The following is a 12,673-nucleotide window of genomic DNA, read 5'->3' as shown; positions in this document are numbered from 1 at the left end:
AAGGTGATGCCGCTGACAGCCGAAATGATCGCGGAGATCGGGCGGCGCTATCCCGGTCTCGACGACGTCAGGCGCGGCGCGGAGCTGGTGCGCGAACTGATTTCGTACCTGATCGGCGCTGTCGTTACCGAATCGCGCCGCCGGCTCGATCTTGCCCGGCCCAAATCGGTCGACGACGTACGCAACCTAGGCGATGTCCTGATCACGTTTCCGCCCGCCGTGGCGCAGGCGGAAGCCGGGATCAAGGCGTTCCTGAAGTTCAGGATGTACCGCCATCCCAGGGTGATGCGGGTAATGGGCGAGGCCGAACAGATCCTGTTCGACCTGTTCGCGCGCTACCAGCAGAGCCCGGGCGACCTGCCGGCGGAGTGGTCGTCGCGCGATGGCGGCGCGCACGAGACGGAGGCCGAGCGGGCGAGGCGGATCGGCAACTTTATCGCCGGGATGACCGACCGTTTCGCCATCACCGAGCACCAAAGGCTTTTTGACTCGACCCCGGATTTGCGTTAGGCGGCGGCCTAGCCGCATGCGGCATCATCCCCGGTCCAGTCACGCCCATGATCGATTCCAGCCAATCGCAGCATCTTTTCGCCAACGTGCTGGCCCGCGTCCACGCGGTTTGCGGCGCGCTCGCCTCCGAAGGCGGCTGGCCCGCCGGCATTGATCTGTCGCGGGTCGTGGTCGAGCCGCCGCGTGATGCAGCGCATGGCGACATGGCGACCAATGCCGCGATGGTGCTGGCCAAGGAGGCCAGGGCAAAACCGCGCGATCTCGCCGAAGCGATCGCAACCAAACTGCGCGCGGATGACCTGATTGCATCGGTCGACGTCGCCGGCCCCGGCTTCATCAATCTGACTCTGAAGCCGTCGGCCTGGTCGGACGCGTTGCGCACCGTGCTGCGCGAGGGCGCCGGCTACGGCAAAAGTCCAATGGGCGCGGCCGAGAAGGTCAATGTCGAATACGTCTCGGCCAACCCCACCGGGCCGATGCATGTCGGCCACTGCCGCGGCGCGGTATTCGGCGATGCGCTGTGCAGCCTGCTGGATTTCGCGGGCTACGACGTCACGCGCGAGTATTACATCAACGATGCCGGCGCCCAGGTCGACGTCCTCGCCCGCTCGGCGTTCCTGCGCTATCGCGAGGCGCTCGGCGAGAGCATCGAGATTCCGGAAGGACTCTATCCCGGCGACTACCTCGTGCCGGTAGGGCAGGCGCTCGCCGCGGAATATGGCGACAAGCTCAAGGCGATGTCGGAAGCCGCCTGGCTGCCGCCGGTGCGGGCCAAAGCCATCGCCATGATGATGGACATGATCAAGACCGATCTTGCCGCGCTCCACATCAAGCACGACGTGTTTTTCTCCGAGCGGTCGCTGATCGAATCCGGCAACAACAAGGTCACCGAGACCATCGACTTTCTGCGCTCCAAGGGCGACGTCTACGAAGGCCGGCTGCCGCCTCCCAAGGGCGGCGCGCCGGTGGAGGATTACGAGGACCGCGAGCAGACGCTGTTTCGCGCCACCGCCTATGGCGACGACGTCGACCGTCCGCTGATGAAGTCGGACGGCAGCTACACCTATTTCGCTTCCGATATCGCCAACCACAAGAACAAGTTCGACCGCGGCTTTGCCAATCTGATCGATGTGTTCGGTGCCGATCATGGCGGCTACATCAAGCGCATGCAGGCGGCGGTCAAGGCCGTCACGGCGGGCAGCGCCACGCTGGATGTGAAGGTGGTGCAATTGGTCCGGCTGCTGCGCCATGGCGAGCCGGTGAAGATGTCGAAACGGTCAGGCGATTTCGTCACCCTGCGCGAGGTGGTCGACGAGGTCGGCTCCGACGCGGTGCGGTTCATGATGCTATTCCGCAAGAACGACGCGGTGCTGGATTTCGATCTCGCCAAGGTGATCGAGCAGTCCAAGGACAATGCGGTGTTCTATGTGCAGTACGGCCATGCCCGCGGCCATTCGATCTTCAAGAACGCCCGGGAACTGGTTCCTGACCTGCCGGAAGACACCGAAGCGCGGGCGGCGTTCCTGGGGGATGCGGCGGTGGAACGGCTGACCGACCCCGCGGAACTCAGCCTGCTCAGGCTGCTGGCGCTCTATCCCCGGATGATCGAGGGGGCGGCGGTGGCACACGAGCCGCACCGAATCGCGTTTTATCTATATGATCTCGCCAGTGAATTTCATGCGCTATGGACCCGGGGGCGCGATTTGCCCTATTTACGCTTCATTATCAATAATGATGCAGAGATTACAAAGGCGCGATTGGCATTGGTCCAGGGCGTCGTCTCGGTTCTGGCATCCGGGCTCGCCGTTCTCGGCGTCCATGCCCCGACCGAGATGCGATAGGGGGTAAGCTTCACGCGGGGAACCGTGAGGCATCTGGCAGGCGCCGGTTCGTTTGCAAAAGCGGGTTGGCGGCTTTCCCGAAGGGGACGCATCATCACGATGGCTGATCGATATCAGGACAGGCCTTTTCCCGCCGACGATGGCTATGATCGCGGCGGCGAACCCCATGCGCCGGCAAGGACCGAGAACGATCCGCTGGCGGAGCTTGCGCGCCTGATCGGCCAAACCGACCCGTTCGCGATGGGCCGGGCCAACCAGCCGGTACAGCCGCGCAGCGTGCGCGACCAGTACCAGCCCTCGGCACCTGCCGCCGACGAAGAGCCCGCCGTGGGTCCGCCACCGTGGATGCGCCGCGCCACCCCGCAGGCCGCTCCGGCCGCTCCGCAGGACGATTACGAACAGGATTACCCGAGCGCCGTGCACCCGCTGCATCGCTACGCAGCGCCGCTCGCCGCGCCGGAGCCGGACTATCACCAGTCCCCGTCCTACGCCGACGCCGGTCAGGAGACCGATCCGTCGCGCTACGACGACGCCTTGTATGGCCAACTCGATCACGGCGCGCAGCACACCCAGCACGATCCGGCCTACGCGGATGACCCTTACGCCTATCAGGACGGCTACGGCGATATCGCCGAGGACGAGCCGGTCAAGAAGCGCGGCGGCGGCATGATGACTGTTGCCGTGGTGCTCGTGCTGGCGGTGGTGGGGACGGGCGCGGCCTTGGCCTATCGCACCTTTGTCGGATCGCCCCGCAGCGGCGAGCCGCCGATCATCAAGGCCGACAACAGCCCGACCAAGATCGTGCCGGCCCCCGCGGATGGTTCCGCCAAGGTGCCGGACCGCATGGCGACCGGCGATGGCAAGGAAAAGATCGTTCCGCGCGAAGAAGCTCCGGTTGACGTCAATGCCAGGACCGGTCCGCGCGTGGTGTTTCCGCCGCTGAATCCGAACAGCAATCCGCCGTCCGCCGCGAGCGTCGCCACTGCCGGGCCGGTGCCCGCAGGCGCGGGCAATGGCACGCTGCCTAACGGCACCGAGCCGCGCAGGATCAAGACCCTTGCCGTCCGTGGCGATCAGGCCGACGGCGCCGCGGCGCCAGTCAACGCGCCGCCGCCGGCGAAACCCGCACCCGCGCCAAGAGCGGCACCGGCTCCGGCCGCGCCTGCCTCGCGCAGCCCGCCTTCATCAGCCAATGCGAGCGCCAACGGGCCGCTGTCCCTGACACCGCAGGCCGCTCCTGGCGCGCCGGCGGCCCGGGTCGCCGCCGTAAACCCCGCGTCGAGTGGTGGCGGGGGATATCTGGTTCAGGTGGCCTCGCAGAAGAACGAGTCGGACGCACAGGCCTCGTTCCGGGCCCTGCAGGGCAAGTATCCGGCCGTGCTCGGCTCGCGTTCGCCGGTGATCAAACGCGCCGATCTCGGCGACAAGGGCGTCTACTACCGCGCCATGATCGGTCCGTTCGGCTCCGCCGATGAGGCCACGCAGTTCTGCGGCAACCTGAAAACTGCCGGCGGACAGTGCGTCGTCCAAAGGAATTAACGGCCGTTTCCTTGACCCTTGGGCTGCCAGCGGGCTAATCGGCCCCATGAACAGCCGCGCATTCATCACAGGCGTATCCGGATTGGAACTCAGCGCCGCCGAGCGCGAATTCATCCGTTTGGAACGGCCATGGGGATTTATCCTATTCAAGCGGAATATCGAGACACCCACGCAAGTCGCTCAGCTTGTTCAGGAGTTGCGCAGCGCCGTTGGTGAGGCGGATGCACCGGTCCTGGTCGACCAGGAAGGCGGCCGGGTCCAGCGCCTCGGCCCGCCGCACTGGCCGGTCTACCCGCCGGGAGCCGTGTTCGACGCGCTCTACGATATCGACCGCGTGGCCGGGCTCTCCGCGGCGCGCCTGAGCGCCCGGCTGATTGCAGCCGACCTGCTGGCAACAGGCATTACCGTGGATTGCCTGCCGCTGGCCGATTTGCCGGTCCCCGGCGCCGACGCCGTGATCGGCAACCGCGCCTATGGCACCGAGCCCGGCAAGGTGGCGGCAATCGCCCGCGCCGTGACCGAGGGGCTGGAGCAGGGCGGCGTTCTGCCGGTTCTCAAGCACATTCCCGGACATGGACGGGCCACAGCGGACACCCATTTCAGGCTTCCGGAGGTCGATACGCCGCTTGCGGAGCTGGAACGGACCGATTTCGCCGCATTTCAACCGCTGGCGGACCTTCCGATGGCCATGACCGCACATGTTGTGTTTAGCGCGCTGGACCCCGCCCATCCGGCGACGACTTCTGCGACAATCATCGAACGGGTGATTCGCGGCGTGATCGGGTTCCAGGGTTTGTTGATGAGTGATGATGTGTCCATGAACGCGTTGGCGGGAACGATCGCCGAGCGGACCCGAGCCATCGTCAACGCCGGCTGCGACATGGTCCTGCATTGCAACGGCAATCTCGACGAGATGCAGGCGGTCGCCCGCGAGACGCCGGAATTGTCGGGCAAGGCGCTGGATCGCGCGAAGTTGGCGCTGGCATCGCGAAAAGCTCCGCAGCCGTTCGATCGGCAGGCGGCGCGGGCTGAACTGGACGCGTTGATCAATCGGGCAGGGATTAAGAGCGCATGAGCGCAGAGATTTTATCGTTTGAAACCGGACGGCCCGCCGAGCTCGCCGCCGACGACGAGCCGTCTCTGGTCGTCGACGTCGAAGGATATGAGGGTCCGCTCGACCTTCTGCTGGCGCTGGCGCGGCAGCAGAAGGTCGACCTGCACAAGATTTCCATTCTGGCGCTGGCCGACCAGTACCTCGTGTTCATCGAGGCGGCCCGTAAAATTCGCCTCGAACTCGCCGCCGACTATCTGGTGATGGCGGCGTGGCTGGCGTATCTGAAATCCCGGCTGCTGCTGCCGGAACCCGCGACCCCTGACGGCCCGAGCGCCGAGGAAATGGCGACTGCGCTGGCCAACCGGCTGCGCCGGCTCGAAGCCATTCGCGAGGCGTCGAACCGGCTGATGAACCGTCCGCAATTGCAGCGCGATATTTTCCCGCGCGGCGATCCGGAATCGATCGCCGAGATCAAGCACCCCAAATTTACCGCGACCTTGTTCGACCTGCTCACCGCCTATGCCGCTCAGCGCCAGCAGCGGGTGCTGGCCACGGTGCATCTGGCACGGCGCACGGTGTGGTCGCTGAGCGAGGCGCGGGCGTCGCTGGAGCGCCTCGTCGGGATGGCCGAGGACTGGAGCAGGCTCGACGAATATTTGCTCAACTACGTCGTCGACCCCTCGCAAAAAGCCACCGTGTTCGCATCCTCCTTTGCAGCCGCGCTGGAACTGGTCCGCGAAGGCGAGGTCGAATTGCACCAAAAAGAAGCGTTCGCGCCGCTGTATTTTCGTAAGCGTCCGCCGCAAGCCTCCGACGCGATAACCGCGCCGGATCTGCCGGTTGAGTAAGTGGAAGAAGAAGGAGACCTAGCCATGGCTAGCCTGGCGGAAAAACGCATTGTCGATGCCGAGGAGCCTTCCGTGGATCCGCAGGCGCGGCCGGAGGAATTGCGGTTGCTGGAAGCGCTGCTGTTCGCCTCCACCGAGCCGCTCGATCAGGCCGCGCTGGCCAAGAAGATGCCCGATGGCGTCGACATCAAGGTCGCATTGGCGCAGCTGCAGGCGGATTACGCCTCGCGTGGCGTCAACCTGGTTCGTGTCGCCAACAAATGGACCTTCCGCACCGCCGGCGATCTGTCCTGGCTGATGACGCGGGAAAGCACCGAGACGCGGCGGCTGTCGCGCGCGGCGATCGAGATGCTGGCGATCATCGCCTATCACCAGCCGGTGACGCGCGCGGAGATCGAGGATATCCGCGGGGTCATTACCTCCAAGGGGACGCTGGACGTGCTGCTGGAGACCGGCTGGATTCGTCCGCGCGGCCGCCGCAAGACGCCGGGCCGTCCGCTCACCTTCGGGACCACGGAGGCCTTCCTGTCGCAGTTCAGCCTGGAGGCGCTGGGCGATCTGCCGGGCCTGGAGGAACTGAAGGGAACCGGCTTGCTGGATTCGCGGCTGCCTGGCGGCTTCAGCGTTCCGACGCCCTCGGATGACCCGACCCTGCGCGAGGACGAGGATCCGCTGGAGATTGGCGACCTGGAACTCGCACTGGCGCCCGCGGTGGAGCCGGAGACCGGCGAGGGAAGCTGATCCGCGAGGGGCTTGCGACAGCGCGCCCCCAAGAGTCGCCGGTGGCGACTCGGGAGTCGGCGATGGCGATTAACGGTAGTGCGTTGACGCCGATTTGACGCGGCTTAAGTCCTTGTTTTTGCCACCCCCTGAGCCTACTTTCCGGGAAGATTGGGCCGGGTCGCCGGCCGTGTGTTTGGAGGGATGCAGGATGGGTTCGCTTAGCATTTGGCACTGGATCGTCGTGATCGCAGTGGTCCTGCTGCTGTTCGGCCGCGGCAAGATTTCGGACCTGATGGGCGACGTCGCGCAGGGCATCAAGTCCTTCAAGAAGGGCCTGCAAGACGATGAGAAGACGGCTGAAAAGCCGCCGGAGCCGGTCAAGACGATCGATCACAATGCGGCGCCGTCGACGGCAGCCCGCTCGGATGTCGGCAGCAAGGCTGTCTGAGCCTTCTGCGCCAAACCGGTCGCGCGTTGACGTCGCGACCGGGGTGCGGCACGACGGTTGAGGAAAGACGCAGGCGCCCCAAATCTTGTTGCCAGGCATTGGGGTAATATCGCCTCGCGCGAGCGGAAATTTTCATGTTCGACATCGGGTGGAGTGAACTGGTCGTCATCGCGGTTGTCGCGCTGATTGCCATCGGCCCGAAGGAGTTGCCGGGCGTGCTGCGCATGGTCGGCCAATGGATGGGCAAGGCCCGCAAGATGGCCGGCGAATTCCAGGGCCAGTTCCAGGAGGCGATGCGCGAGGCCGAAATGGCCGACCTCAAGAAGACGTTTGATGAGGTCAAGGAAACCGCCACCGGCTTTGCCAGCAACAACGTCATGACGTCGCTGCAGAAGGACGTCAGCGAGTCCCTGCGGATCGACGACCTCAGCAAGACCCAGACGGACTCGCAGGTGGCATCCGTGACCGACGCGCCGGTGACACCGACCACACCCGAGCCCCCCAGTCCGGAAACCTTCGTCGAGACCGATGCTCACCCGGTGCCGGAACAACTTGGCGTGCGCGAGGTGCCAATGCAGCCCGCGCCGCAGGACATTACGCCGTCGGCGCCAGAGGTGCTGAAGGACGCCAAAGCGTCATGAGTGCCGAGGACATCGAGGCCAGCAAAGCGCCGCTGATGGATCATTTGATCGAGCTGCGCTCGCGGCTGATCAAGGCGCTGCTGGCGTTCGGCCTCGCCTTCATCCTCTGCTTCTTCTTTGCCAAGCAGATCTACAACGTGCTGGTGTGGCCGTTCGTCTGGATCGCCGGCGCGGAAAATTCGAAATTCATCTACACGGCACTTCTGGAATACTTCCTCACCCAGCTGAAGCTGGCGATGTTCGGCGCCGCCTTCATCTCGTTCCCGATCGTCGCCGGGCAGATCTACATGTTCGTGGCGCCCGGCCTCTACAAGCACGAGCGCGGCGCCTTCCTGCCATATCTGATCGCGACGCCGTTCTTTTTCGCGCTGGGCTCGCTACTGGTATATTTCATTGTGCTGCCGATGCTGGTGCGGTTCTCGCTCGGCATGCAGCAGGTCGGCGGCGACGAGTCCGCGCAAATCCAGCTGCTGCCGAAGGTCGGCGAATATCTGTCGCTGATGATGTCGCTGATCTTCGCGTTCGGCGTCGCGTTCCAGCTGCCGGTGATCCTGACGCTGCTGGGCCGGATCGGCATCCTCACCTCGAAACAACTGCGCGAAAAGCGCCGCTATTTCATCGTGGGCGCCTTCGTTATCGCCGCCGTGCTGACGCCGCCCGACGTCATCAGCCAGGCCTCGCTCGCGATCCCCCTGATGATCCTGTACGAGGGCTCGATCTACGCCGTGATCATGGTGGAGAAGCGGGCCGCCGCCGCCGCCAAGGCGACCGCTGCCGCAGCACCACCCCCCGCCACCCCGCCGCCGCCCGAGGCCAATCCGGCGGAGTAGGGACTCGGCGATCTTTGCCGCTCCAATACAGGTTGCCGTCCCCGCGAAAGCGGGGACCCAGTCCGCTGCGGCCTCACGGCCCAATCTCCATTTGCCCGGAATACTGGGTCGCCCGTCAAGCCGGGCGATGACAAGCGGGGGCCATTCGGGTTACCAGATGCCCGCTTTAGCCGGCACGACTCAAGGACTGCATCCCATGCACGACATCAAATCGATCCGCGACAATGCCCATGCCTTCGACGCCGGCTTGAAGCGGCGCGGGCTGGAGCCATTGTCTGCGTCGCTGCTGGCGATCGACGAGAAGCGCCGGGCGGCGATCCTCAAGTCGGAGCAGATGCAGGCACGGCGCAATGCCGCGTCGAAGGAAATCGGCGACGCCAAGAAGGCGAAGGACGATGCGCGCGCGAGCGCCCTGATGGCCGAGGTCGCCGAGCTCAAGACCACGATGCCACAACTCGAACTGGCGGCGAAGACGGCGGACGAAGAGCTCGCCAGGGAGCTTGCCGCGATTCCGAACCTGCCGCTGGACGAGGTGCCCGAGGGTGTCGACGAACACGGCAATGTGCAGCACCACGTGTTCGGCAAGACCCGCAATTACGCGTTCGCGCCGAAACCGCATGACGACATCGGTGGCGCGCTCGGCTTCATGGATTTCGAGGCGGCGGCGAAATTGAGTGGAGCGCGCTTTGTCGTGCTGAAGAAGGGGCTGGCCCGGCTGGAGCGCGCGATCGGGCAGTTCATGCTCGATCTCCACACCAACGAGCACGGTTATGCCGAAATCAATCCGCCGCTGATGGTTCGCGATCACGCCATGTTCGGCACGGGGCAGTTGCCGAAATTTGAAGACGATCAGTTTTGGGCGATCAAGGGAGAGTCGCTGGCCGCCCTTGATGAAAATGCCTTGGACAAGCTCAGGAGCGAACGGCTCGGGCTCATTCCCACCGCCGAAGTGCCGCTGACAAATCTCGTCCGCGAATCCATTCTCGACGAGAAGGAATTGCCGATGCGCCTGACGGCGCTGACGCCGTGCTTTCGCGCCGAAGCAGGCGCTGCCGGCCGCGATACCCGCGGCATGATTCGCCAGCACCAGTTCACGAAAGTCGAGCTGGTCTCGATCGCGACGCCGGAGACCGGCAAGGACGAATTGGAGCGCATGCTGGCTTGCGCCGAGGAAGTGCTGCGCCGGCTCGACCTGCATTACCGCGTGATGACGCTGTGTGCCGGCGACATGGGTTTTTCGGCGCAGAAAACCTACGATATCGAGGTCTGGATGCCCGGGCAGGGCGTGGGCGGTGCCTACCGGGAAATCTCGAGCTGCTCGCTGTGCGGCGACTTCCAGGCAAGGCGGATGGACGCGCGCTACCGCGGCCCCGACGGCAAGCCGCGTTTCGTCCACACGCTGAACGGCTCCGGCACAGCGGTCGGCCGCGCGCTGATCGCGGTCATGGAAACCTACCAGCAGGAAGATGGCTCGATCGCCGTGCCTGACGTGCTGCAGCCCTATATGGGCGGGGTCAAGGTCGTCGCCCGCGAGCAATAGGCTCGCACGAATACCTCGCAGAATTTGCGCGGCCGGTGTTGCCTGAGCGGCAGCGCCCGGTATCTTCGTTCGGGGCAGCCCGCCCGTGAGGGAAGCGAATACCGGCCATGGCCTTGCATCGCGACATCTACTGGGTCGGCCGGCAATGGGCCGTCACCGGTTACGGGATGCAGGCGGTCGATCAAAGGCTGAAGGGCCGGTTCGACATCGAGGCCATCAGGCTGTGGGAAGACGGTCTTCCGGAAAGCCTGGATGCCGGGGGATGGCTCAATGCTGAGGATTTCGCCAAGGCGCTTTCGGTCGCGCGTGCGCGGTATCCACAGCCGCCCCGACAAGTCCCTGAACCTTCGCAGGACAGCGCCTCGGGTCCGAACGGCGGTGATCCGACAGGGACAGCGAATCCGAAAGCGCTGGTTCCGCGATTTGCCATGCGGATCGAACGCTGGCCGGCCAAATTCCTGCGACCCTGGCGCGCGCGCGTTCGGCGATAGTCCCGGAACTGCCGCAGCCCCGTCGTTGGCTGGCATTTGAATCGTCGGGTTCAAACGACCGTGGTGGAGCGCGATCCGCTGACGTCAGACGCCATGGGCTGGCTTGCCAGCGAGCTGAAGCCGCCAACGTGAAGTTCGACGCCGGCGCGAAACGGGCGAAAGCGTAACCCGGCACTTTGAGGTTCAGCGTCCAGTCCCGGCTGGGAATCATGTTTATTTTCGCTGATTTTGCGATATCCGGAACGACTTGCCATTTCCGGTTGCGATTTATGTCGCCTGCCCGACATAACAGGATTAGGATTGGGCATTGCCGCGCCGCCCCAGGCTGCCGCCGGTGACTGAGAGTGTTGCGCTCCCGCCTGCTGGACCAGCACCATGCTCAACGCGCCACATATTCGGGCTTCCCAAGGCGACTTCGATCCGAAGGTTTTTCTCGGACGGACCGAGCCGGGCAGGACCATCGAGAAATACGAGAAAAACCGGAAGATCTTCAGCCAGGGTGACGTCGCCGACACCGTGTTTTTTATCCACAAGGTCAAGGTCACGGTCCTGTCCGAGCACGGCAAGGAAGCGGTGGTCGGAATCTTCACGGAGGGGCAGTTCTTCGGCGAGGCAGGCCTCGAAGCGGCGGCGATACGCACCATGACCGGCCATGCCATGGAAGATTGCCTGATCACGTCGATCACCAAGCAGGCCATGCTGGCGGCGCTGACGTCGGAGCCGAAGTTTGCGACGTTCTTCATCGCCCATCTGCTGTCCCGCAACAGCCGGATCGAAGACGACCTGATCGACCAGCTGTTCAATTCCTCAGAAAGGCGGCTGGCGCGCTTGCTGCTGCTGCTCGCCAATTTCGGCGAGGATGGCGGCGCACAGCCGATCGCGATCAACCTCAGCCAGGAGACCCTGGCGGAGATGATCGGCACCACCCGGTCGCGCGTCAGTTTCTTCATGAACCAGTTCAGGAAGAAGGGTTACATCGACTACAACGGCAAGATCGAGGTTCATCGCTCGCTGCTGGATGCGGTGCTGCGCGACAAACCGCAGATCAGGGAGGACGAATAGCGCGCGACGCTGTCGGTCGAGATACCAGCCTGTCACCGGTTTGCCTCGGCGGCGATAGCCGGATAAGAGGGCATATCGACCGTGATGGAAGGCGTTCAGGCGCATGCGAATTCTCTGTACCAATGACGATGGCATCCATGCGCCCGGCCTGAAGATCGTCGAGCAGATCGCGCGCGCGCTGTCCGAGGACGTCTGGGTGGTGGTGCCGGAGCTCGATCAGTCCGGCGTGTCGCACTCGCTTTCGCTGAACGATCCGTTGCGGCTGCGCGAAGTAGGCCCGCGGCACTTCGCGGTGCGGGGCACGCCGACCGATTGCGTGATCATGGGCGCGCGCCACATTCTTGGCGCGACCATGCCGGATCTCGTGCTGTCGGGCGTCAACAAGGGCCGCAACGTCGCCGAGGATGTCGTCTATTCCGGCACCATCGCCGGCGCGCTGGAAGGCACGATCCTCGGGCTGCCATCATTCGCGCTGAGCCAGGAATTCAGCCTGGAGACGCGCGACAAGCCGCTGTGGGAAACCGCGCTGAAATTCGGCCCGCAGATCCTGCGCAAGGTGATCGACGCCGGCGTGCCCAGGAACACCGTGATCAATGTCAATTTTCCGGCCTGCGCGCCCGAGGAGGTCAGGGGCGTGCGCGTGACCCGGCAGGGCAAGCGCAATCTCGGTTTTCTCAAGGTCGACAAGCGCCATGACGGCCGCGGCAATCCCTACTTCTGGATCGGCTTCGAACGCGCGGCCATGATGGATACGCCGGCCGAAGGCACCGATCTCGCCGCATTGGCGGCGCGCTATGTCTCGGTGACGCCGCTGCGGCTCGACCGCACCAACGACGAGTTTTCGGAAGCGCTGACGGCGACGCTGAAATAGAGGCGGGCGGCGGGAAATCTCTCTCGTCGTCCCGGCGAACGCCGGGACCCATACTCCCAGGCGCCAGCGAGATCGGCAGATATCCCGTCACGTTGTGTCGGACACTAGCTCAGAACGCCGACGGCACGGCGTATGGGTCCCGGCGAACCAGGCTGTGTGAGAAGTCGCGGTTTTTTTGGATTAGGACACGGCGGCGTTTACGGAGGGCACAAGAATCTTCGTCAGGCGGTAGAGGGCTCCAGCGCTTCCAGCAGCGCCGGTACTCCGAGGATGCT

13 protein-coding genes and 1 pseudogene are annotated in these 12,673 nt (G+C 64.6%); 13 read left to right on the top strand and 1 reads right to left on the bottom strand.

Going from position 1 to position 12,673, the window contains the following annotated elements; all coding sequences use genetic code 11:
- The 11 genes and pseudogenes from Q7U29_RS22585 to Q7U29_RS22535 all read left to right on the top strand — a co-directional run.
- A pseudogene (locus Q7U29_RS22585) lies at window positions 1-510 on the top strand (deoxyguanosinetriphosphate triphosphohydrolase); the annotation flags it as partial.
- A 47-nt stretch (window positions 511-557) separates the two neighbouring features.
- Window positions 558-2,351, top strand: coding sequence for an arginine--tRNA ligase (argS, locus tag Q7U29_RS22580; protein WP_304744978.1), 1,794 nt, complete (start codon window positions 558-560; stop codon window positions 2,349-2,351).
- 99 nt (window positions 2,352-2,450) lie between these two features.
- Window positions 2,451-3,890 carry an SPOR domain-containing protein gene (locus tag Q7U29_RS22575; RefSeq protein WP_304744976.1) on the top strand — a complete coding sequence of 480 codons (1,440 nt, stop codon included), beginning with the start codon at window positions 2,451-2,453 and terminating at the stop codon, window positions 3,888-3,890.
- 46 nt (window positions 3,891-3,936) lie between these two features.
- Window positions 3,937-4,965 (top strand): beta-N-acetylhexosaminidase, encoded by a 1,029-nt coding sequence (gene nagZ, locus Q7U29_RS22570; RefSeq protein WP_304744974.1) that lies wholly within the window; start codon window positions 3,937-3,939, stop codon window positions 4,963-4,965.
- The gene (locus Q7U29_RS22565) at window positions 4,962-5,792 is read left to right on the top strand and encodes a ScpA family protein (protein ID WP_304744972.1); all 831 of its coding nucleotides are present in this window, start codon (window positions 4,962-4,964) and stop codon (window positions 5,790-5,792) included. The genes nagZ and Q7U29_RS22565 overlap by 4 nt, the downstream gene beginning before the upstream one ends.
- A gap of 24 nt (window positions 5,793-5,816) precedes the next feature.
- Window positions 5,817-6,533 carry an SMC-Scp complex subunit ScpB gene (scpB, locus tag Q7U29_RS22560; RefSeq protein WP_304744970.1) on the top strand — a complete coding sequence of 239 codons (717 nt, stop codon included), beginning with the start codon at window positions 5,817-5,819 and terminating at the stop codon, window positions 6,531-6,533.
- A gap of 190 nt (window positions 6,534-6,723) precedes the next feature.
- Window positions 6,724-6,963: a twin-arginine translocase TatA/TatE family subunit gene (locus Q7U29_RS22555; RefSeq protein ID WP_304744969.1), complete on the top strand. Its 240-nt coding sequence runs from the start codon at window positions 6,724-6,726 to the stop codon at window positions 6,961-6,963.
- 134 nt (window positions 6,964-7,097) lie between these two features.
- Entirely contained in the window at window positions 7,098-7,604 is a 507-nt protein-coding gene (tatB, locus tag Q7U29_RS22550) for a Sec-independent protein translocase protein TatB (protein ID WP_304744967.1), read from the top strand.
- The gene (gene tatC / locus Q7U29_RS22545; RefSeq protein WP_304744965.1) at window positions 7,601-8,434 is read left to right on the top strand and encodes a twin-arginine translocase subunit TatC; all 834 of its coding nucleotides are present in this window, start codon (window positions 7,601-7,603) and stop codon (window positions 8,432-8,434) included. The genes tatB and tatC overlap by 4 nt, the downstream gene beginning before the upstream one ends.
- Before the next feature lie 196 nt (window positions 8,435-8,630).
- Complete coding sequence (gene serS, locus Q7U29_RS22540) at window positions 8,631-9,974, top strand: serine--tRNA ligase (RefSeq protein ID WP_304744963.1); 1,344 nt, start codon at window positions 8,631-8,633, stop codon at window positions 9,972-9,974.
- A gap of 107 nt (window positions 9,975-10,081) precedes the next feature.
- Window positions 10,082-10,465, top strand: coding sequence for a hypothetical protein (locus Q7U29_RS22535; protein ID WP_304744961.1), 384 nt, complete (start codon window positions 10,082-10,084; stop codon window positions 10,463-10,465).
- Window positions 10,466-10,515: 50 nt separating this feature from the next.
- Here the strand turns inward: Q7U29_RS22535 and Q7U29_RS22530 are convergent, their stop codons facing one another.
- The gene (locus Q7U29_RS22530; RefSeq protein WP_304744959.1) at window positions 10,516-10,842 is read right to left on the bottom strand and encodes a hypothetical protein; all 327 of its coding nucleotides are present in this window, start codon (window positions 10,840-10,842) and stop codon (window positions 10,516-10,518) included.
- Between Q7U29_RS22530 and Q7U29_RS22525 the strand changes: the two genes are divergently transcribed.
- Window positions 10,841-11,527, top strand: a complete 687-nt coding sequence (locus tag Q7U29_RS22525) for a Crp/Fnr family transcriptional regulator (protein WP_304744957.1) — start codon at window positions 10,841-10,843, stop codon at window positions 11,525-11,527. The two genes, Q7U29_RS22530 and Q7U29_RS22525, sit on opposite strands and share 2 nt — an antisense overlap.
- Before the next feature lie 103 nt (window positions 11,528-11,630).
- Window positions 11,631-12,398, top strand: a complete 768-nt coding sequence (gene surE / locus Q7U29_RS22520; protein ID WP_304744955.1) for a 5'/3'-nucleotidase SurE — start codon at window positions 11,631-11,633, stop codon at window positions 12,396-12,398.
- The last annotated feature ends 275 nt before the right edge of the window (window positions 12,399-12,673 follow it).

Origin of the sequence: Bradyrhizobium sp., from assembly GCF_030654605.1 — a bacterium.
GTDB lineage: Bacteria > Pseudomonadota > Alphaproteobacteria > Rhizobiales > Xanthobacteraceae > Bradyrhizobium.
This window is presented reverse-complemented; position numbering and strand designations above follow the sequence as displayed.